Genomic DNA, 21,693 nt, shown 5'->3' with positions numbered 1-21,693 from the left:
CATTGCTCCTCCTTACCTGTTAAAGCGGTACCCGGTCCCGATAGCGTTCGATCAGCGCCCGGTTATGCTCGTCGGCGCCGTCGATATTGCCGCTTAGAAAGACGGGGGGCTCGTAACCCCGCTCGGCCATAACGGCGATCGCCTGCGCCAGGATGGCATTGAGAACGGCCGCGCCGATCACGGTGGACGTCGGCGTAAACGGGATCGGCACGCCGGGATGGGTCAGCACCGCATCTCCCGCGACCGCGCCGTTGTCAATGGCCAGATCGACGGCCTCGTACAGATGCTTGCCGCTCTCGTGCCGGGACGGCTGGCTTTGCGAATACGCCAGCGAGGTGATGCCGATCGTGAACGCGCCTTTCCGCTTGGCGATAAGGGCGGCGTCGATCGGCACCGGATTGCGGCCGGAAGTGGACAGCACGAACATCACTTCGCCGGGACGGATATCCTGATCGTTCATGAACGTCTCCGCAAGTCCGTTCTGCCGTTCCAGCTCCGAGGAGCGGACCGCGCCTTCGTGAAGCATCAGCTTCTCGACGAAAATCGGGCGGATCGGAACGAGTCCTCCGGCGCGGTAAAACACTTCTTCGGTCAAAATATGCGAATGTCCGCAGCCGAAGAAATGAATGACGCCGCCGTTCATAATCGCTTCCGCCGTTTTCGCGGCCGCTTCGCCGACCGCTTCCGCCTGCCGTTTTTCAATCTCGTCCAACATTTGACGAATATGCCGGAAATAAGTGTGCAGCAACCGTATCACTTCTCCTTGCCGGTATGAATCCGTTGTTTGGCTTCCTGAATCATCGTCGTCATCGCGGCCAGCGTCGCTTCGATGATCCGCTCGCCTTTCTCCTTCGCGGCCAGCGTCGCATCCCCCAGCACGGCCGTCTGCGTGAACGTCTCCCACGGGGTCGGCGTGCAGTCGGCCTCCAGGCCGATCTCCGGAGGATCGCTGATCGCTCTCGACATATCCACATGTTCCTCCGCCAAATACAGCATATACGACGTTTCCAGCTCGCACGCGTGAAAATAGGAAGAGTGCGAAGAGGGCGATTCCCGCACCTCGTTAATCGCTTCTTTCGCCCCCGGGTAAAAGAAATAGTAGACTTTGAGCTCCGGATAATCCCGGTACAACAGTCGGGCCGCTTCCTTCAAGGCGACCGCGTTGCCGAGATGCCCGTTCAGCATGACAAAAATGCGGAAGCCTTGCCGGACAAGGCTTTCCCCGATGTCGTAAAGCATCCGGACCAGCGCTTCGTTCGAAACGTTAATGCTGCCCGGAAAGTTTTGCAGGCTCCATACCTGGCCGTACGGAAGGGTAGGCAGGACGAAGCTGTCCGTCCGTTCCGCCAGCCGGCGGGCGAGCCGTTCGGCAAGCAGGTTGTCCGTACCGAGCGGAAGATGCGGGCCGTGCGCCTCGACGGCGCCGATCGGCAAAATCGCGCACGGCATCCGTTCGATTTTGGCCGCGATATCGAATGAATTTTCGTCTTGAAAAATCATGCTTCCCGCTCCTTTACCGTTTGAAAGCGAAGCAATTGGCCGGATTCGTCACGAAAAATTTCTCGATCAGCTTGCGTCCGTCAAACCCGGCCCGATCGGCCTCGTCCACAAATCGCGGCACCCACTTGGCGATAATATATTCCAGCCCGAGACCGTAATCGTAATGCTTGTAATACGTTTTGCGGGCCGTATCCCCGCTAATCAGAATCTGGTCCTCATAGCCTTTGCGGACCAGCTCCAAAATGAGGTGGATACGCGTGCTTTCGGGCGCGTACTTGATTTTGCCGATGCCGTCGAAGGATAAATAGGCGCCGGTTTTCGCGATCTGCTCGTGATAATACGGGTCCGGATTGCGGTCCATATGCCCAAGGCTGAGGAAGCTCAGATCGACGTTCTCGCTCCGGAGCAGCTCGATTTGCTCCAGAGCCATCGTCCCCGCTTCCGTATGGGAATGAATCGGCGCTTTCGTCTCGTGGTGCGCGCGGGCGACGGCGCGCAGCGTCTTCTCCTCCAGCGGCGTAATCCGGTTGTAGCCGGTGCCGAATTTGACCTGTCCGGCTCTGAACGGCGTGCCCTCCAGCCCTTCCTCCACTTCGCGGATGACGAAATCGGCCAGTTCGTTGACGCTTTTCGCCTCGATCCATTCGTAATACGTGTTGTAGTTGCCGATCAGCGGCTTCAGCTCTTCCTTAACCTTGGCATTCCACAGAAAGCTCTTGTTGAAGCCGGCTGTGCCGACGATGCGGACGCCGGTCTCCTTCATAATGCGATGAACCGCCGGCACGTCGCGCCCGTAATCGATCGCCGTCGCGTCGACGATCGCCTGCCCGCCATGCCGCTTGAAATCGAGAACGTCCCGTTTCGATTTCTCCGGGTCGTCCAGCAGCAGATCATCTTCCCCGCGTTCCGCCCAGTAGGCCGGCCGGCATACGATATGCTCGTGGGAATACGTAAAGCCAAGCTGCTCTTTGGGAATGTCGGCATCAAGCGTCCGAATAAAACTCATCGATCGTCCCTCCCATATCTTGATGATTGGCGTTCGTCGGCCAGGACGTTCAGAACAGCAATTGCGCCAGGAAGCGCAGAATCGGACCGATGATGAACATGTCGGAATCGGCCGCCCACATCGCCGTATCCGGCACCGTCGACGAAATGAGGAAGCGCACCATAATGTACTGGCCCCATGCGACGACGGTGGCGGTCAGAAAACCGCCGATCAATGCGCCGCGCACGCCGCCGGTCGCGTTGCCGAACACCCCGGCCGTAGCGCCGTGGAAGAACAGCACGATCATCGTCGGCACGAAGATATAGGCAACGGTGTTGCCCAGCACGACCAGCCAGATCAGCGCGCCGGCAAAAGCGCCGATAAACCCGAGAATAACCGCGTTAGGCGCGTACGGAAATACGACCGGGCAATCGAGCGCCGGCTTCGCGCCGGGCACGATCTTCGTTGCAATCCCGTTGAAAGCGGGAACCAGCTCGCCGATGAACATCCGCACCCCCATCAGCACGATGGCGATGCCTCCGGCGAAAGTAAGCGATTGGATGATGGCGTATATGATGAAATTTTGCTCTCCCGCCTTGGCGATCAGCTCCTGGGCGCCGGGCGTGCCTTTCGTCACGATGACCAGCGCGCCGACCAGAAACAGAACGCCCATGCTGAGCGCCGTAATGACATTGGAATCGCGAAGAAATTCCAGTCCTTTGGGTACTTTGATTTTTTCCGCGTCGTTGTTTTTGTTGCCGAGCCACTTGCCAAACAGCGCGCCGAGCAGCGCGACCGAAGCGGAAGTATGGCCGAGCGCGATGTTGTCGTTGCCGGTAATTTGGCGCATGAACGGCTGCGTCAAAGCCGGCTGCAGCGTCCAGTACAGGCCGAGAATGACCGCGATGAACGCAACCAGCTTCCACTGCGCCACATCCCCCGCCGCATGCACGACGATACCGGCAAAAATGGTAGCCGTCCAGAACATCATGTGCCCGGTCAAATAGATATATTTAAACTTCGTAAACCGGGCCAGCAGCACGTTGAGGAGAAAGCCGACGAGCATGGCGAGCGTAACGGCGCTGCCGTATTTTCCATTAAAGGCGTCCTGGCCGAGAAATTGCCCCAGCGATTCGGCCTCGAGGCCGAATACTTCCTTCCACATCGGCTCGAACACGTTCAAAGCGTTGACGATGACGTTCGCGCCGGCGCCGATAATCAGAAAACCGATCACCGCTTTGAACGTTCCGCTGACGACCTGACTGACCGTTTTTTTCTGCAGGAGCAGCCCGATCAGCACGATAAAGCCGAGCAAAATGGCGGGCGTTCCGAATATATTCGTGGCAATCCAGAATAAAGCGTCCATTGGACAATCCCCCCTATTCGGTTATAGAACTATAGAACGGCTTTCAACTTTTCTTTAATCTCGTTCAGGTCGAAATAATTGTTGACGATGACGATTTGGGCCGAATGCCCTTGCAGGGTTTGCGCCAGTTCGTTGCTCGTGACGATATAATCCGCCGGCATGGACGAAGCCGTCGAAACGTCGGTATGCTCGACGTCCGCCTGCACGCCCATCTCCTTCAAAACGTTTTCCACATTCATTCGCAAAATGAGACTCGTTCCTTGACCTAATCCGCATACGCACAACACTTTCATCGCCATTACCTCCCGTTTTGGATTTGATTTCAAGCTTTTGCCAGCAAGGCCTCTATGTCGCCGGCGGTTGCGGCTTCTTTCATCGCCTGCACGTTCGCCGGGTCATTGAGCAATGTCGTCAGTTTGCGCAGCAGCGCAATATGATCCGCGCTGGACGACGATCCGAGCGCGAAGACGAGCTCGACCGGGTCGTTGTGGGCATGGCCGAACGGTACCGGACGGCGGAGCCGAACGAAGGAGACGGACGCCTCGTTCACCCCGTCCTCCGCTTTCGCATGAGGCAGCGCGATATGGGGAGCGAGGACGAAATAAGGCCCTTTCTCCCGATAAGCGGCCACCATCGCCTCCACGTACCGGTTGTCCGCCGTTCCGCCGTTCACCAGCAGGCGGCCGGCCAGCCGGATCGCCTCCTCCGCGTCCTTCGCCTCGGCATCCAGCGATATCAAGTCTTGTTCCAAAAAACGCATCCTATCATCCTCCTCAACTCGGGCTTAGACAGAGGTCGAATATTGTTCGATTATCCGGACGATTGGGTCCGGAGCAGTCGCCTGGGCAAGCCGTTCACGGTTTCGTTCCTCGCGGAACATCTCCGTCAGCTGCGCCAAAGCTCTCAGATGCGACTCACCGTCCACGCTCGCGATGACGAACAAAAGCCGTACCCGATGCCGCGGTTCGGAGCCGAAGTCGATGCCTCGGGCCGAGGTCAGCAGCGCCATCGCGCTTCGGACAACGCCGTCTTCCGGCCTGGCATGGGCGATCGCAATACCCGGCCCGATCACAATATAGGGTCCGTGGCGTTCGACTTTATCGATCATCGCCTGCACATACCGCCGGACGATGCTGCCGTCGTTCAGCAGCGGTTCCGCGGCGAGCCGGATCGCGGCCCGCCAATCCTCCGCTTCGCCCTGAAGCGTCATGCGGTCCGGCGTCAGCAGCTCTTTGAGCGACGGCTTCCGGTCTTCCACTCTCCCGCCTCGGGCCGCCGCCAAATATCGCCGGACATCTTCGAGCAGCCGCCCTTCGTTTCGAACGACCGCATGCTTCTTCACCAGCTCGACGATGGCCTGCGCGGAAGGACCGGGCCCTTCCCCCGCTCCGCCATCCAGATGCGGAAGGAGCCGGTTCAGCAGGCTGGCTTTCTCCGCATCGCTCATAATGGCGTTGACGGTAAAGACGGGAACTTCGCTGTTCGGCAGCGGCACGGTGGAAAAGATGAAATCGACCTTGCCTGTAAAATGCTCGTAATCCCTTAAGGACAGAACGGCCGTAATATCGATGGCCGGAAACAATTGCTCAAGCTGGATTTTCAGCATGCGCGAGGCGGATACGCCGTTGACGCAAACGATCGCCGCCGACTTGCGCCGGACCGGCTTGACCTGCTCCCTGCGCAGCCAGCCGCCGAAGTGCATCGCCATATACGCCAATTCGTCGTCGCCGATCGGTTTGCCCAGCAACTCCTCCAGCGGCAGCGCCGATTTTTTCGTCAATTCGAACACTTCGGGATATTTCTCCATAATCGAGGCCGTAAGCGGGTTCTCGGTCTTGAGATTGTATTTGATCCGGTAATACGCGGATTTCACATGGAGAAACAGCTGCTTCTCCAAAGCTTCGCGATGCTGGAAATAAACACAGCCGAGACGTTCGAACATATCGATCATCCGGCCGGTCGCCTCGCGGAGACGCGCGGTTTCCTGATCGTCGGATTCCCGCTCCAGCCTGTTCACCTTGGCAGCCAGCAAATGAACCGTCATATAGCAAATCTCGTCCTCCGGAAACGGCACGCCGAACAGCTTTTCGAGCTCCTGCGCGATTTTGACCGCGGCCTGGAATTGCGGTGTCTTGCGCAGCGCCCGCTTCTCCTCCTCGTCCATCGTCACCCGCTTCCCTTGAGCCAGCCGGTCTGCGGACAGCAGCAGCAGGGCGGCAAGATGAACAATGGTTTCGTCGGCCAGCTCCATGCCGATCGCCCGTTCACCGGAAGCGATCATGTCATAGACGGAAGACAGCCGGTCTTCCCCTAAATGCGGAAAATGCGAGCGGTACAGATTGGCCCCGACCAACCCCCGCATCCGGGATACGAACTGTTTCCAGCTCATATGGGTCAGCAGCGCGGAAAGCATATGAGAGAGCGCCGTTCGCTTATCCTTCTCGTTCCCCCGCACTTCGTAGCCGTCTTTGCGATGAAACGCAATGTCGAGGCCGAAAGCGGCGAGCTCGGTCCGCAGCTGCTGCAGCGTGGCAAGAACGGTTCCGCGGCTGACCTGGAGCAATTGCTCCATATCGTGCAGAAACATCGGCTTCGTCCGATGGATCAGATGCAAGCCGAGCCAGGCCACCCGTTCGTCCCGGGACAAATAATATTGGGAGACTCGGGCGTTTCCCGCTTTGGCGGGCAGCTGCGAACGGGTCTCCTCCGGCAGCCGAAAGCCCGCTCCGCGCACCCGCTCGACGGGAGCCATGCCGTTAAACCGCAGCCAGCCGTCGATTTTATCCATATCGTAATAAACAGTCCGTTTCGAAATGTGAAACGCACCCATCAACTCCCGCACCGAAACGTAATCCTGCTTTTCCTGCAAATAAGCGAGCATGGAAGCGCTTCTTTCATCCAGCAAGGACAAGCCCTCCCAACCTTGTGCGACTCTCTCTTGTCAGCTATTGTACTTAACGATATTAAAATAAAACAGCGCAATTATTGTCCGTGTTATTGTGCAAAATTATACGGATAGGCGATAGATTCGCGGCTTCTCCAAAACGGGTTTGCCAAAGACGGGCCGGTTGTGGTACACTCGTATGCAAACGAATGGAACGGAGGGTTACGTGTGATAGATTCTATCCGGATCAGATCTTTGCGCGGCTAATTGTATGACGCCAAAGGCTCTGCCTGTGCGCAGAGGATTCGGGATAGGTCTGTCCATTTTTTCACGTACCCGTTACGTCAAACGTTGAGCATTCGGCTGCCGACATCGGTTGCGATCGGTCGTACCTTGTGTGCGATCTGTCGTTCCCGACATCGGTTGCGATCGGTCGTACCCCGCGTGCGATCTGTCGTTCCCGGCATCGGTTGCGATCGGTCGTACCTTGTATGCGATCTGTCGTTTCCGGCATGCAGCTGCTTTGTTCGCGTTTTCCATGGATAGCTATTTCTGCATCCTCTACCCGTTTTCACGGATGACACAGGCGGCCGGCCTGTGTTTTTTTATTGCTTTTTTTTGGAACGGAGGATGATCTCAATATGAAACAACAACAGCAACAAGCGGTCATTGTCGGCGTTCACCTGCCGGAACGCACCGATTTTGCCTCCTCCATGGAGGAGTTGCGCAGCCTGGCCGAAGCATGCCAGGTGGAAGTGGTTGACGAGCTGAGCCAGAAGGCCGTTCGTATCAACCCTTCCCATTATATCGGCGCCGGCAAGCTCCAGGAGCTCGCCGCGCTGCTGGAAGCGTACGAAGAGGCGTTCGTCATCTTCAACGACGAGCTGTCTCCTTCCCAGATTCGCAATCTGGAAGCGGCGCTCAAGCGAAAGGTGATCGACCGCACCATGCTCATTCTCGATATTTTCGCGGAACGGGCGAAGACGAGAGAAGCCCAGCTGCAAGTGGAAGTCGCCCAGCTGCAATATATGCTTCCCCGCCTGGTCGGGCTGCGCGCGTCGCTCGGCCGGCAAGGCGGCGGAGCCGGGCTCCGCAACAGAGGAGCCGGCGAGACGAAGCTCGAGCTTGACCGCCGCCGCATCGAAGAACGGATCGCCGCACTGCAGAACGAGCTCGAGAAGCTGGTCGCGCGCCGGCAGGTCCAGCGGAAGCAGCGCCGCAAGAACGACATACCTGTCGTCTGTCTCGTCGGATATACGAATACCGGCAAGTCGAGCCTGATGAACGCGCTCGTCGAGCGGTACAATCCGCAACCGGAGAAGCAGGTGCTGGCCCGCGACATGCTGTTCGCCACGCTGGAGACGTCGGTGCGCAGCATCGAGCTGCCCGACCGCAAATCGTTCCTGCTGACGGACACCGTCGGCTTTGTCAGCGGTTTGCCCCATCATCTGGTCAAAGCGTTCCGCTCGACGCTGGAGGAAGTGGCCGAAGCCGACCTGCTCATACACTTCGTCGATTTTTCCAATCCCGATCATGAGAAGCAGATCGAAGTGACCAACGACACGCTCCGGGATCTTGGCGCGGATCACATTCCGATGATTTATGCCTTTAACAAGCTGGACATCACGGAACATCCGTACCCGCAAGTGCAGGACGGCTCCGTATACCTGTCCGTCCGGGAGCGGAAAGGGATCGACGAGCTGGTCGGCATGATACGCGAACAGATATTCAGCAGCTATGTACAGCGCGAAATCGTCATTCCGTACGATCAGGCGCGGCTGGTCGCGTATTTCAACGAGCACGCTCATGTGCAGGAAACGAGCTACGAACCGGAAGGAACGCGGCTGCGGCTCGAATGCAAAGCCGCGGACTACGAGAAATACCGCGCTCATTTTATCGAGCTGTAAGCCCGTTACCCGGGCATCGCCTAATCGCCTAATCGTTTGTTTCGTCGAACGGTTGGGCCATATCCCGATCGTTCGTTTCATCGAACGGTTAGACCGTATCCCGATCGTTCGTTTCATCGAACGGTTAGACCGTATCTCGATCGTTCGTTTCGTCGAACGGTTAGGCCATATCCCGGCTTTCAGCCGAACGGAGGGTTACGTATGGTAGACCAAAAAATCCGAGTACGCATGCTTTGCGCCAACTGAATAGCGCTTAAAGCTCTGCCTGTGTGCAGAGGACTCGGATTTGGTCTGCCTTTTTACGCCTATGCGAAAATACCGCTAGGATAGCCTTTGGCGTGCAATGACGCATGCCTGAGCGGATTGGGTTGAGCCGAAATGACGGTTCGAGAGGCCGGGCGCGCGGCGGTTAGATGCCGTCCGTCCGGAAGGAGCGTTCGTCTCCAAGAAGCGTTGGCGGTGCCGGAGCGAGACAAGCTCCACGGACAACATTTTTTGCGGGACCGCGAGCTCATTCTCGAAATGATCGGCATCGCCGGCATCCGAACGACCGATACCGTCGTCGATATCGGGGCCGGAGCCGGGGCGATTACGCTCCTGCTGGCGAAGAAAGCCGGCAAGGTGCTGGCGGTCGAGAACGACCCCGTTTTGGCGGCAGCACTGCGCAGAAGAACCGGCGAGCTGCGCCATATTACAGTCGTCGAAAAAGATTTTGCCATAACGCGGCTCCCGCAAGAGCCTTTCTGCGTCGTGGCGAATATCCCTTTTTATATGACGACGGCCATCTTGACCCGGCTGCTCGATTCGCCGGCGGAAGCTTTTCAACGGGCGGTGCTGATCGTCGCGCACGGCGCGGCGAAAGGCTTTACCGCACGCCGTATTCGCAGCGCGCGGCTCTTGGCATGGAGAATGTGGTTCGACATCAAGCTGGCCAAAGTCGTCCCGCGGCACCGCTTCTCGCCCCCGCCGAGCGTGGACGCGGCGCTGCTTCATATCCGGCGCAAAAGCAGCCCGCCCGTGCCGCTGCAACACCGCACCCGCTTCATCGCGCTGGCGGAGTACGGGCTGCGGTATCCCGATCTGCCGATTCACGAAGCGCTGAAAGGCATCTATACGCCGCCGCAGCTGAAGCAGCTGTTGAGAGCGGTCGGCGCTAATCGGAACGATCCGATCTGCCGGCTGAATGAACGGCAGTGGGGAATCGTCTTTCACACGATGCTCGCCCATGTGGAGCGGCACCGGTGGCCGGCAAGGCGGAAATAATACCGTGCAATGTGCGGCAGGGCTTCCCGACATTCCGGATCATTTCCGGGAAGCCCTGCTATTCGCTTTCCCCGATATCGATCGCTTTGAGCGCGAGCTGGACGAGCAGCTTCGTCTCCGGATCATCGAGCCGAAGACCGAGCTCGTTGCGGATTCGCTCCAGCCGGTAGCTGATCGTATTGTAGTGCACGAACATCCGCTCGGCCGTTTCCTTGGCGTTGCAATTGCAATGGATATAAGTGCGCAGCGTCGTCAACAGCGACCCCTGCTGTTTGCGGTCCATTTCCAGCAGCGGGGCGACATACATCCTGCTGAATTCCGCCAGTTCCTCGGATCCTTGCAGCCGGTACAGCAGCATATAGACACCAAGCTCGCGATACCGGACAATATTGTTCCCGAGCCGGCACACCCGCCTGATTTCGGCGACCCGTTTCGCATCGCGGTAGCTGTCCGGCACGCCATCCGTGCCGTCCGCCGTCCGGCCGAGACAAAGCGCCGCCCGTTTCCCCCGGAGTACGGACTGCAAAATCGACCAGGCCGCCTGCACGGCACCTTCTTCCTCCTCCCGGTCGTTGCCGCGGAACGTCAGAAGCACGACGAGCCCGCCCTCCAATACGGTCCATTTGATGCCGCCGCAGCCCCGCAATACGCTTTCCCCGTTCAGCCGCTTGGCCAACTCCTGCTGTTCTTTGGCATCGTTCGGACCGTCCTCCAGAGCGGCCGCCCCCGCGATATAGGAGGCATGCCGTTCGAGCGGCCATCCGCACGCTTCCGCCCGCAGGCGCAAATCGACGGACGATACGATCCGGCCGGTCATCCAGTCTTGCAGAAACTGATCGAAATATTTCATCTCGATTTTTTTCCGCGCCTGCATATTGCTGATTTCGAAGCCGAGCAGTCGGCCGGCCCAATTTACGGTGAGCGAATCGACGATGCCGTATCCGCCCCCTTCCTCGAATACAAGCAGCAAATACGGATGAAGCGGGTCGGCGGACACCGGCATCACCCGCACCCGGACGCTGCTGCCGGCAACCTGCAGCACGCTCGCTTCGCGGTCGCGCGCCGACCGCAGCGCATGCCAGCCGGCATCGTCGATCAGCCGGCAATACCGTTCCGCGTCAGGCGACGCGACAAGACGGTTCTCGGGATCGAGCAGGACGACGGGGTGATGAATCATCAGCTGCAAATGGTTCATAAAAGCGGGAAGCCCGTCCCCATGCAGCAGCATGCGGGACAGGCGTTGCACCCGTCCTTGCAGGACGGTCAGTTCTTTGGATTCCGACACGAGCACCCGCTCCATCACTTCCCTGACGACATCCGAAAACGCCGTCCCCGGAGGCAGCTCGATTAGCGGCATGCCGCAGCGGTCGGCCGCCCGGACGGCCGCTTCCGGCACGGCGTCGACGAACCGCTTCGTCTTGAGACCGAGAGCGACGACGCCTTTCTGCGCCAGCTCGGCGATCAGCGTCACCAGCGTATCCGGGTCGTCCTTGAACGGATAGCCGGTCGTCATCAGAAATTCGCCGGGGCGGACCCAATCGGCTACATCCGGCACCTCCATCACGTTGACCCGGCTGATCGTCTTCTCCAGCCCCGCTTCGCCGCCGAGAAGAATCGCTTCACGGAAATGGGGGATATCGAACAGATCCTTGACAGCCAGTCCTCCCCGCATGTCGTAATCCATCGCTACCATCCTTTCTATACCGGTCTGTTGCGGCGGAATCTATGCGCCGGGATGTCCGGTTCGAAGCGCTGCGATGAACGGCGCCGCCGGGGAAGTCCAGCCGAAAATGCCGCCCTGCTGCCGCACCATGCGAATCGCCGCCTCATGGTCCCGCGGATCGAATGCGGCCGTCGCATCCTCGAGCACAAGACAGCGGTATCCCCGGTCGTTGGCCTCCCGCAGCGTCGTATGGACGCACACATGGGTCGTTACGCCGCACAGGATCAGCGACTCGATCCGTCTCTCCTGCAGCACATCATGAAGCCCGGTCGCGTAAAATGCGCCTTTGCCCGGTTTGTCGATCACGATCTCGTCCGGCAGCGGCGCCAGTTCGGGAACGATCGCATGACCGCGCTCCCCGCGGATCAGGATGCGGCCCATCGGCCCCTCATCGCCGATGCCCGCGCCTTGCCGCCGGCTGCGTTCGAGCTTCGCCGGCGGACAGTCGGACAGATCGGGCAGATGCCCTTCCCTTGTATGCACGATCAGCAGCCCGGCCTCGCGCGCAGCTTCCAGCACATCGGCGATGACCGGAATGATCGCCCGCGCCGGCGAAATGTCATTGCCGAGCCGTTCGCCGAAGCCTCCCGGCGCGCAAAAGTCGTTCTGCATATCGATGATGACGAGCGCGGCTGCGCCTGCCCGCCATTCGTAAGGATAAGGCAGCGCCGCGCTCACCTGATACGTCGGAGCAAGCATGGAGCTCACTCTCCCTCCGCGGCGGGCGGACGGTCTGGCGGCATAGGCGCCGGCACCTGGGTCGTTCCGAAATAGCGGTTGCGCGGCGCCCCTTCTTCGACCGGAAGAAAAATGCTGATTTGCTCGGTCGGCGCCGTGTCATCGTTCACGACCGAATGGACGACGCCGGCCGGAACGTGGAAGGTGTCGCCCGCCTCGTACGACCGCCATTCGCCGTTGCACAGCAGCCGCACTTTTCCCGCCGTAATATGAATGATTTCCGCCACATCGTGATAATGGGGGAGAATGGCTCCGCCGACCCCGATTTTTTCCCACAGCACCGAGCTGGCGCGGACGCCAAGCGCATCCGCCTCGGCCGCCGAGACAATTTCCCTGTGGTACAGCGATACATGGTCCGGCATCAGCGACCAGTCCATCTCCGCCGCCCGTTTTACAATCGTTCGCGCATCCGTCATGTTGCCGCCGCCTCCCATGCCGTTATTTCGGAATATTCCCGATGACGCCTTCTACCAAATAATCCGTCGCTTCGAGTTCATCGAGCGTCGGCAGCTCGCCTTCCGCGATCCGGACGTTCCCCGTCTGATCTTTCACCGGACCGGCGAACGGATGGAGCGTGCCGTCAATCAGCGCCGCCTTCTTCTCCTCGACGAGCGCCTTCACGTCATCCGGCACATTCGCGCCGAAATTCGCCAGCTGCACGATGTCGTCCTTCAGCATGCCGCGATATTTGCCGTCATACTTGCTGCCCTTGAATTCGCCGTTCACCGCCACCTTCACCATATCGACGAACAGATCCGACCAGTTCCAGCTCGAGCCGGTCAGCCAGCCGTTCGGGGCCAGCTCCGAAGCGTCGGTATGGTAGCCGACCGACATGACGCCCCGGCGTTCGGCCGTTTCAATAATCGTCTTCGTGCAGTCCTGATGCTGGGTGATCACATCCACCCCGGCGTCGATCAGCGAGTTGGCCGCATTCGCCTGCTGCCCCGGATCGCACCAGCTGCCGGTAAAGACGACGGAGGTCGTCGCGTTCGGATTGACCGACCGCGCCCCGAGCTGGAACGCGTTCACATTAAGCAGCACCTGCGGAATCGGCACCGACACGACATAGCCAAGCTTGCCCGTTTTGCTCATTTTGCCCGCGGCAACGCCGGCCAGATAGATCGGCTCCCAGATCGTCCCGAAATAGGTGCCCAGATTTTCCGCCGTCTTCAATCCGCCCTGATGGAAAAACGCGACGTCCGGATGCCGTTTGGCGACGTTGAGCGCCGGATCGAGATGGCCGTAAGAGGTGGGGAAAATGATTTTGGCGCCGTCCCGGATCATCTGCTCCATCACCCGCTCGGCTTCGGCCGTCTCCGGCACATTCTCCGCCCGCAGCACCTTCAGATCGGGGTAAGCCTTCTCCACCGCCTCGCTGCCGATATAGGCCGCCTGGTTATAGCCGTGATCGTCTTTCGTGCCGACGAAAATAAAGCCGACCGCGGTTCCGCCCGTTCCCGGAGCGGCCGTCCCGCCGCTTGCGGACTCCGTGTCCGCGGCGCCGGGCGCCGAAGCCCCTCCTCCGCCGCCCGGCTGGCTGCACCCGGCCATGAGGACGGCAATCGTCAGCGCACAGGCTATCCATTGGTTCGCTTTTATCCATACTCTTCTCTTCATCTCGGTTTCCCTCCAGTTGGTCTCAACCCATACGATCCATACGATTTACACATGATTGCCTGAAATGATTGCCTGAAATCCGCCGTCTCCTCAACCGCCCGTATCCCCGGCCAGCACTTTGCCGAGCGCTTCCGGCGTTACGCTCTGCTTTCTCCGCTCGACGACGAGAAGCGCCGCCAGTGTCAGCAGGTACGGAACCATGAACAGGAAAAACGTCGATATCGGCCAGCCCATTTGCTGCACCGTCAGCTGCAGAGCCTGGGCGGCGCCGAACAGGTAAGCGCCGAGCATGGCGCGCGCCGGCTTCCACGAAGCGAAGATGACGAGCGCCACCGCGACGACGCCGCGCCCCTGGGTCATATTTTCAACCCAGCTGTGGGTGAAGGCGACGGACAGCTGCACGCCGCCGACGCCGGCGAGGCAACCGCCGGCCAGCACCGCCAAATAACGGACCAGCTTCGGATTGATCCCGCTTGCGAACAGCACTTCCTCCCGCTCGCCCGCCGCTCTCAGGATGACGCCGAGCCTTGTCCGGAACAGCGCGTACCATAGGCAGGGGACGAGCGCAATCGACAAATACGTCAGCGGATCGTGGTTAAACAGGATGCCGCCGACGAACGGGATATCGGAAAGCAGCGGGATGGGCACCGGATTGAACCCGACGATCCGCTGGCTGACGAACTCCCGCCCGAAAAACGACGTCAGCCCGATGGCAAAAAACATGATCGTCAAGCCGGCAGCAAGCTGATTGGCGCCGCATGTCAAGACCAGAAAAGCGTGTATCGCGGCGATCAACATACCGCAGAAGCCGCCCGCCAACACCCCCAGCCACGGATTGCCTGTCCATACCGTAACGGCAAATCCGCCAAGCGCTCCGGCCAGCATCGCCCCTTCGGTGCCGAGGTTGATGACGCCCGCCCGCTCCGATACGAGTTCCCCCTGGCTGGCCAGCATAACGGACGTTCCCGAGCGCAGAGCGCCGGTCAAAATATCGGCAATCATCCTTTACCCCTCCTTCTGCCTTCTGCTGCCAAGAATAAAGAACAGGACAAGGCCCATCAAAATATGAACGGAAGACGACGGCAATCCCGAGCCGATCTCCAGCGTATTGCCCGCGACACTGATCATGCCGAGCAGAAAGCCGGTTGCGATGAGCCGCACGGGATGGTTCCAGGCCATCATCGCCGCGAGAAATCCGAGGTAGCCGTAGTCGGCTCCCGTCTCGGGACGCAGCCGCCCTTCGATTCCCGCAATTTCGATCATGCCGGCTATTCCTGCCAGAACCCCGCCGGCGAGAAGCACCGCGACATACGTTCTGTTGATGTTGAATCCTGCCCGCTCCGCGGCCAGACGATTGCTGCCGAGCACGCGGATGCGGAAGCCGACGCGCGTCTTCGCCAGCACGAACCAGACGACCGCCGCGAATGCGATCGCAACCGCGAAGCCGATATGAAGCCTCGTCCCGTCCAAGATCGGCAACCGTAGCGCCGGCGATATTTCGGGCGAGAAGGGCCAGTTGAACGATTCGGGATCCTTCAGCAGCCCGTGAACGAAAAAGCTGACCGTGTAGGCCGCCACATAATTGAGCAGCAGGCTCGTAATCGTCTCGTTGAGCCGGCCGCTCACTTTGAGCGCCGCGGTGATGCCGGCCCATACCGCCCCGCCGAGCGCGCCGGCGAGCAGCATGAGCGGAATGCCGACCCAGGCGGACATCTGATCGAGATAGAATACGGCGAACCAGGTGGAGAACAGCGCGCCGATCGCAAGCTGCCCTTCGCCCCCGACATTGACGAGACCCGCTTTGGCGGGGAGCGCGGCGGCAAGGCCGGTTAGAATAATAGGCGTCGCTTTCAGCAGCACCTCGCCCAAACCGTACAGATCGCCGAAGGTTGACCGGATCATCGATACGTACAAGGTCCACGGATTGACGCCGTTCGCGAGCAGGAACAAGCCGTACAGGACGAACGGGGCAAGCAGGACGGCCGCCTGCACGCCAGCGGATCTGACGCGGCTCCGCCATATATCGGAAGCGCCTTGCAGCGGCAACGCAGCGGCTTGTTGTTTCATGCGGATTCTCCTTTCAGCATCCGTCGGCCGATTTGCGATATATCGGTTTCCGCGGGAAGATAGGGGCCGAGAAGCCGCTTGCCGGACAGTACGACGAGCCGGTCGGAAAGCTTGAACAGTTCGTCGAGATCTTCCGAGAACAGCAGAATGGCCGTTCCCTGTCTCGCCAGCTCGATCAGCTGCTGCTGAATCGTATGCGTCGTGCCGATATCAAGCCCCCGGCTCGGATAGCTGACGATCAGCACATCCGGTTTACGGATCAGCGCCCGGGAGAGCACCATACGCTGCACATTTCCGCCCGACAGCCGGTCTGCGCGCCGGCTCGCCTCGGCAAGCGCGAGCGCCTTCGCCTCCGCGCTGCTGTCCAGCGCTTTGCGAATATGGCTCCAATCGATTCCGACCCCTTTGGCGCGAAGCGGAATGCCGTCCAGCACCATATGCTCCAGAATCGAAAACCCCGGGACGACCGATTCCTTGATCGGGTCTTCGGACACAAAGCTGACGCCGGCTTCCATGAAAGCTTTCGGCCCTCCCTTGATCGGCTGTCCGCCTACGGTCAGCTTGCCGCCCGACAGCTTGCGGAGCCCGAACAGCACTTCCGCCAACTCGCGCTGCCCGCTGCCGGAAATGCCTGCCACGCCGGTAATTTCCCCTTTGCGCAGCGAAAGCCGAACGTTCTCCAGCACCGTCTCGCCGTGATCGCCGGCAATCGTGCCGTTCTCGACCTGCAGCAGGACAGGCGCTTCCCCTTCCCGACCGGACGGCGGCTTGGCCACAGGCTTGAGCGTCTTATCGCCCATCATCGCTTCGACAAGCGACCGGGCGTCGAATCCCCGCTCGCGGTCGGAAGTATAGACAATCCGGCCGCTCCGCAGCACGGTCACTTCATCCGCGCAAGCCATCACTTCGTTGATCTTGTGCGTAATGAGCAGAATGCCGTAACGATCCCGGCGCAGCAAATCGAGCATGCGGAGAAAGGCTTCGACCTCTTGCGGGACGAGCACGCTGGTCGGCTCGTCAAAAATAATGACACGCGTACCGGGAGCAAGCAGCACCTTCACAATTTCCAGCCGCTGGCGCTGTCCGAGATCGAGCTGCCAGACATACGCATCGGGGTCGATCGACAGACCGTATTTCGCCGATACTTCTTCGATGCGGGCAAGAAGCCTGCTTCTGTTCAGCCGCCAGCCTTTCTCCACGGCCAGCGCAATATTGTCAAGCACCGTAAGCGCCGGAACGAGGCGAAAATCCTGAAACACCATCCCGATGCCTTTCGCCCTCGCCCTAATCGGCGGATGCAGAGCGACCGGACCGCCGTCCATCTCGATCGTGCCTTCATCCGGCTCGTAGACGCCATAGAGCATCTTCATCAATGTACTCTTGCCGGCGCCGTTCTCGCCCAGAATGGCATGGATCGAACCGGGCTTCACCTCCAGGTCGATCCCCTGATTGGCGACCAGAGCGCCGAAACGCTTCGTCAGGCCCGTCGCTTTCAAGAGAGACGGTTGATAGGGATGTTCGCTGTCGTACGGCTTCATGTCTGATCCACCCCCCATTTGAGTTAAGTTTTCTAACTTTATAGATTAGTTATTATTACAAAACTAATTATAATACACTTTTCGAAGTTTTTCTTTATCGATTTTTGACATTTTTTCAGCCCTTGTTTTATCAATTGTCTATAAAACTAACACATATATAACATAAACTGAAATAACTCCATTGTCCCTGTCTGAGGCGGATACTGTTTCGCGGTGAAATATAGGCCAAAAGACACCAGGATGGCGGCCAGGGCCTTATCCGCTCGCGCTATTCCCGCCGGGCGGTAGCCCGACGCCCCCGCCACGCGGCCGGTTGCGGACCTGCAGGGCCTTATTCTCGCTCTATCCCCGCCAGGCGTCCGAATCGCGAACCCCAGGGCTTATTCACTCGCTCCAACCCCACCGGACGCCCGTTATTCGCTCGCGCCACCACTGCCGGGGCCATTTGCGGACCTCCGGGCCCTTATTCGCTCCAACCCCGCCTGCCTGATTACCAACCTCCAGGGCTTTATTTACCCGCGCCGTCACCGCCATGCGCGCTCGATTACGAACCTCCGGACTCCGGCCCCTTATTCACTCACGCCACCATCCCTGTGAACTGCCGCCGGTCCCGAAATTGCGCTTTACTCCGACTCCGCGGCGGCTGGCATCCGGAAGATAGAAGCCCAATAAAAGGACAAAGCTGCAAAAGTGCAACTTTTCCGGGCGTAAAATAACCAAACCGCGAAAATTACTGCGATAATGCAGTTTTTTTGATCCGTTTAAGCCAGACACGCGAAAATTTCCAAAAATTACTGTATTTTTGCAAGATTTCGCGCCATAGTCATCTATTCGGGCAAAAATTCCTGCACTTTCGCAGGATTTCGCCAAAGCAATCTAGCGGGAGACGGGACGCTGAAGGCGGGGCCACCAACAGACGGGCGACAATGACGGAAGGCAGGACACATCGACGAACCGAAGACGATTTGACGGAAGAAGATGGCGCAACAACGGACGGGAGAACGATTAGACGCAAGACGATGGCGCACCAACGGACGGGAGAACGATTAGACAGGTAAAAAGGAAGTGAATTTTATACTTTCTCTCATTACAAAATAAGACTATTCCCGCACCGGGAAATAGTCTTTGTTCCATCCAAACGCTATGTCGCCGCCCGCCATCCGCCGTAGCCGGTAATATCCTCCGCCTCGTTCTCCGCATACGCTTCGCAAATAAAGCCCGGAATTTCCGTCCCGTCCTGAAGCTCCACCTTGCCGATGCCGAGCGGCGCCGGAATGGCGGATACGAAAGGCCCGAACGACTCGGCAGGCATTTCCCAAACTTCGATCGCAATCGACGAACCGCCGCGCCATTGCTTGATCAGCCCCGGCTTCGCCGGCGTCGACGGCAGCCTGATCATCCGGTATTTGGCCGCCGTCCGGTCTTCGCGCACAAATCGCGCACCCAGCTCCCGCATCTGACTTTCAAGCGGATAACCGCGCATATGCAGACCGCATACCGCGACAAGCACGCCCGCCCGGGCGCCGCCGCTTTCGGTCGTCTCCGAACACGCCGGCACATCATTCGGTATATCCTCCGGCATATCGTTTCGCGCATCCCCCGATGCAGCCGGTACATTTCCGGTTATATCTCCCGATACAACAGCCGGTGCATCCACCGTTCTATCCCCCGCTACGGGGGCCGGTACCTTCCCGATTACATCCCCCGATACAGCAGCAGATACACTCCCGGTTATATCCCCTGACGCAGCAGCCGGTACATTCCCAGTTATATCCTCCACTGCGGCGTTCGGCACATCCCTCGAAGCTACTACTGTCCGATCTCCTCCGGATAAACGGCGTTCCAGACCGAACAGCAGACCTTCGTCCTCCGCCAGCGCGAACAGCGTAATACCGAAAGGCAACCCGTCCGCCGCCTCTCCTGCAGGCACGGCAAGCGCGCACAGATCGAGCAAATTGCAATGATTGGTGTAGCGGCCCATTTCGCTGTTCGTCTCGATCGGACTCTCCCGCACTTGTTCGCGCGACCACGTTCCTCCTGCCGTCGGCAGCACGAGCACCGCGCGTTCCAGCAGCTTGCGCGCTTCCAGCTTCATCTCCTGCAACTGATGCTGAACGCGGAATACGGAAGCGGCTCCATAACGCGCGGCCGCTCCGGACCTCAGCACCTGTTCCGTAACCGGCAACACGCTTCCGGGATGGTCGTCGATAAAACCTCCCAGGCTGGCCCACCGTTCCCCGACGTAAGGACCGTCGTACAGCATCGCAGCTGCCCGGGCGAACAGCCGGATGTCGACATATTCGATCTCGACGTTCAAATGTTTCAAGCGGTCGACCGCAGCCTCCCAGGCTTGGGCATACTCCACGGCGTACGGACCGTAAAAGCGCAACGGTTCCCCTGGCAAGCAGAGCTTGTGCGGCATCCGCGGCATCGGCGGCGCAACGCTTCGCGACCACGGATCGGCGGGGTCGGGCCCGCGCAGCACCCGGTCCACCTGCAGCGCCTCTTCCGCAGAATGCGCGAATACCGTAACGCAATCGAGACTGGCGCACGCCGGCACGACACCTTTGGTCGGCCAGGCGCCTATTGTCGGCTTGAAGCCGACAAGGCCGTTCAGCGCCGCCGGCACCCGCCCCGATCCGGCCGTATCCGTCCCGAGCGCGAATGCCGCCTGCCCGCGCGCCACCGCAACGGCGGAGCCGGAGCTCGAACCGCCGCTGATCAATTCGGGGCGCAGCGCATTATGGGTTTCGCCGTACGGGCTCCTCGTACCGACGAGTCCGGTAGCGAATTGATCCAGATTCGTCTTGCCGAGCGGGATGGCGCCCGCCTCGATCAGACGGGCGACTGCCGATGCATGCTCCGCCGGCACATACTGGAAATCGGGACAGCCTGCTGTCGTCGGCACCCCGGCCCAATCGATGTTGTCCTTGATCGCGAACGGAATGCCCCACAGCGGCGTCTTAGCGGGATCGAGTGCGGCAAGCCGCTCGATATACGGGCGTATCCGTTCCATGCGCGGCGGCGTAATCCAAATATTCATGTCCGCGTCGGCGACGGACCTTTCGATAATGCAGCCCACGACGTCTTCCGGCGTTATATTTCGGGCAAGATATCCCTTTCGGAGCGAATTTACGGTCAGCTTGCGCGGCACGAATCGTTTTCCCATATAAACGATTCACCCCCTTAATTGTTCTCCATCTGCCGCGCCAACGAACGAAGAGCCGGAATCACCTTCTCCGAATCGGATACGACTCCGAACACTCCGCCCTGCATCGTGACCATTTTCAGCGCGGCCAAATGGTTGTCCATGTCCGTGGCCCCCGTACAATCCTCGAGAATGAGACATTCGTACCCGCGGTCATTCGCCTCGCGCATCGTCGTGTGCACGCAGACGTCGGTCGTGATGCCGGTCAGGATCAAATTCCGGATGCCGCGCGTCCGCAAAATGAGATCGAGGTCGGTCGCATAGAAACTTCCTTTTCCGGGCTTATCGATAATGATTTCGCCCGGCAGCGGAGCGAGCTCCTCGATAATGTCCCATCCCGGCTCGCCCCGGACCAGAATTTTGCCCGCGGGACCTTCCGATCCGATTTCCGCTCCGATCTGCCTGCTGCGCCATCTCTTGTTCGCGGGCAGGTCCGACAGGTCCGGCCGATGGCCTTCACGGGTATGGATGATGGTGAAGCCCGGAATCGCCCGGGCCGCTTCAAGCAGACGTCCGATCGGCGCGATCGCCCGCCGGGTGAGCGAAATGTCGTATCCCATCCGGTCGACATATCCGCCTTTGCCGCAAAAATCCGTCTGCATGTCGATGACGAGCAAAGCCGTATTGTCGGCTCTGAAATCTCCGTCATAGGGGTACGGATACGGGTTCCCTGGAATAAACACGCATATCGCCTCTTTTCTTGTCACTTTTGTGTAAAGTATAGTCCCATATATGTTATATTATATAACGCCAAAGTGATTGGCGTCATTGTTCACGGATAACAGATCGAAACGGAAATTTTTATTTTTCATCCACAACTATGTCTTTTGACGACGAGCCCAGCTCGACATTTTGCTCGTGCGTGCGGTTTTAGCCAATAAGAAAAACGCCTGACGG

General features: G+C 59.3%; 18 protein-coding genes. 2 read left to right on the top strand and 16 right to left on the bottom strand.

From position 1 onward, the window contains the following. Positions 1 to 19: 19 nt before the first annotated feature. From ABEV74_RS03730 to ABEV74_RS03700, 7 genes are read right to left on the bottom strand one after another with little or no spacing between them, the layout of a single operon-like run. Positions 20 to 748 (bottom strand): SIS domain-containing protein, encoded by a 729-nt coding sequence (locus ABEV74_RS03730; RefSeq protein ID WP_062496313.1) that lies wholly within the window; start codon positions 746 to 748, stop codon positions 20 to 22. Positions 749 to 753: 5 nt separating this feature from the next. After that, on the bottom strand, positions 754 to 1,500 hold the full coding sequence (locus tag ABEV74_RS03725) for a creatininase family protein (protein WP_430143508.1): 747 nt from the start codon (positions 1,498 to 1,500) through the stop codon (positions 754 to 756). Positions 1,501 to 1,513: 13 nt separating this feature from the next. Then, positions 1,514 to 2,506 (bottom strand): phosphotriesterase family protein, encoded by a 993-nt coding sequence (locus ABEV74_RS03720; protein ID WP_062496317.1) that lies wholly within the window; start codon positions 2,504 to 2,506, stop codon positions 1,514 to 1,516. 49 nt (positions 2,507 to 2,555) lie between these two features. Continuing rightward, entirely contained in the window at positions 2,556 to 3,851 is a 1,296-nt protein-coding gene (gene ulaA, locus ABEV74_RS03715; RefSeq protein ID WP_430143506.1) for a PTS ascorbate transporter subunit IIC, read from the bottom strand. A 29-nt stretch (positions 3,852 to 3,880) separates the two neighbouring features. Beyond that, entirely contained in the window at positions 3,881 to 4,144 is a 264-nt protein-coding gene (locus ABEV74_RS03710; protein WP_062496321.1) for a PTS sugar transporter subunit IIB, read from the bottom strand. Positions 4,145 to 4,173: 29 nt separating this feature from the next. Further along, complete coding sequence (locus ABEV74_RS03705; protein WP_062496323.1) at positions 4,174 to 4,611, bottom strand: PTS sugar transporter subunit IIA; 438 nt, start codon at positions 4,609 to 4,611, stop codon at positions 4,174 to 4,176. A gap of 24 nt (positions 4,612 to 4,635) precedes the next feature. Next, positions 4,636 to 6,756, bottom strand: a complete 2,121-nt coding sequence (locus tag ABEV74_RS03700; RefSeq protein WP_430143504.1) for a BglG family transcription antiterminator — start codon at positions 6,754 to 6,756, stop codon at positions 4,636 to 4,638. 620 nt (positions 6,757 to 7,376) lie between these two features. On the opposite strand from ABEV74_RS03700, the gene hflX reads away from it, so the two are divergent. Then, positions 7,377 to 8,642: a GTPase HflX gene (hflX, locus tag ABEV74_RS03695; RefSeq protein WP_430143502.1), complete on the top strand. Its 1,266-nt coding sequence runs from the start codon at positions 7,377 to 7,379 to the stop codon at positions 8,640 to 8,642. Between the two features lie 459 nt (positions 8,643 to 9,101). Further along, entirely contained in the window at positions 9,102 to 9,905 is an 804-nt protein-coding gene (gene erm, locus ABEV74_RS03690; RefSeq protein ID WP_430143501.1) for a 23S ribosomal RNA methyltransferase Erm, read from the top strand. A 58-nt stretch (positions 9,906 to 9,963) separates the two neighbouring features. Here the strand turns inward: erm and ABEV74_RS03685 are convergent, their stop codons facing one another. From ABEV74_RS03685 to biuH, 9 genes are all read right to left on the bottom strand, one after another. After that, positions 9,964 to 11,589 (bottom strand): PucR family transcriptional regulator, encoded by a 1,626-nt coding sequence (locus tag ABEV74_RS03685; protein ID WP_430143499.1) that lies wholly within the window; start codon positions 11,587 to 11,589, stop codon positions 9,964 to 9,966. Positions 11,590 to 11,628: 39 nt separating this feature from the next. Beyond that, positions 11,629 to 12,327, bottom strand: coding sequence for a cysteine hydrolase family protein (locus tag ABEV74_RS03680; RefSeq protein ID WP_430143497.1), 699 nt, complete (start codon positions 12,325 to 12,327; stop codon positions 11,629 to 11,631). A 5-nt stretch (positions 12,328 to 12,332) separates the two neighbouring features. Continuing rightward, positions 12,333 to 12,782, bottom strand: a complete 450-nt coding sequence (locus ABEV74_RS03675) for a cupin domain-containing protein (RefSeq protein WP_430143495.1) — start codon at positions 12,780 to 12,782, stop codon at positions 12,333 to 12,335. Positions 12,783 to 12,804: 22 nt separating this feature from the next. Further along, positions 12,805 to 13,983: a BMP family ABC transporter substrate-binding protein gene (locus tag ABEV74_RS03670; protein WP_213529131.1), complete on the bottom strand. Its 1,179-nt coding sequence runs from the start codon at positions 13,981 to 13,983 to the stop codon at positions 12,805 to 12,807. Between the two features lie 90 nt (positions 13,984 to 14,073). Continuing rightward, positions 14,074 to 14,985 carry an ABC transporter permease gene (locus tag ABEV74_RS03665; RefSeq protein ID WP_062489142.1) on the bottom strand — a complete coding sequence of 304 codons (912 nt, stop codon included), beginning with the start codon at positions 14,983 to 14,985 and terminating at the stop codon, positions 14,074 to 14,076. Between the two features lie 3 nt (positions 14,986 to 14,988). Beyond that, positions 14,989 to 16,050, bottom strand: a complete 1,062-nt coding sequence (locus tag ABEV74_RS03660) for an ABC transporter permease (protein ID WP_213529133.1) — start codon at positions 16,048 to 16,050, stop codon at positions 14,989 to 14,991. Further along, entirely contained in the window at positions 16,047 to 17,588 is a 1,542-nt protein-coding gene (locus ABEV74_RS03655; RefSeq protein ID WP_430143492.1) for an ABC transporter ATP-binding protein, read from the bottom strand. Before ABEV74_RS03655 ends, ABEV74_RS03660 begins: the two co-directional genes overlap by 4 nt. Before the next feature lie 1,141 nt (positions 17,589 to 18,729). Further along, a complete protein-coding gene (locus ABEV74_RS03650; RefSeq protein ID WP_430143491.1) occupies positions 18,730 to 20,757 on the bottom strand; it encodes an allophanate hydrolase in 2,028 nt (675 codons plus the stop codon). A gap of 17 nt (positions 20,758 to 20,774) precedes the next feature. Then, the gene (gene biuH / locus ABEV74_RS03645; protein WP_430143489.1) at positions 20,775 to 21,479 is read right to left on the bottom strand and encodes a biuret amidohydrolase; all 705 of its coding nucleotides are present in this window, start codon (positions 21,477 to 21,479) and stop codon (positions 20,775 to 20,777) included. Positions 21,480 to 21,693 lie beyond the last annotated feature (214 nt).

This window comes from Paenibacillus cisolokensis (assembly GCF_050481165.1).
GTDB classification, from domain to species: Bacteria; Bacillota; Bacilli; order Paenibacillales; family Paenibacillaceae; genus Paenibacillus_AH; species Paenibacillus_AH cisolokensis.
This window is presented reverse-complemented; position numbering and strand designations above follow the sequence as displayed.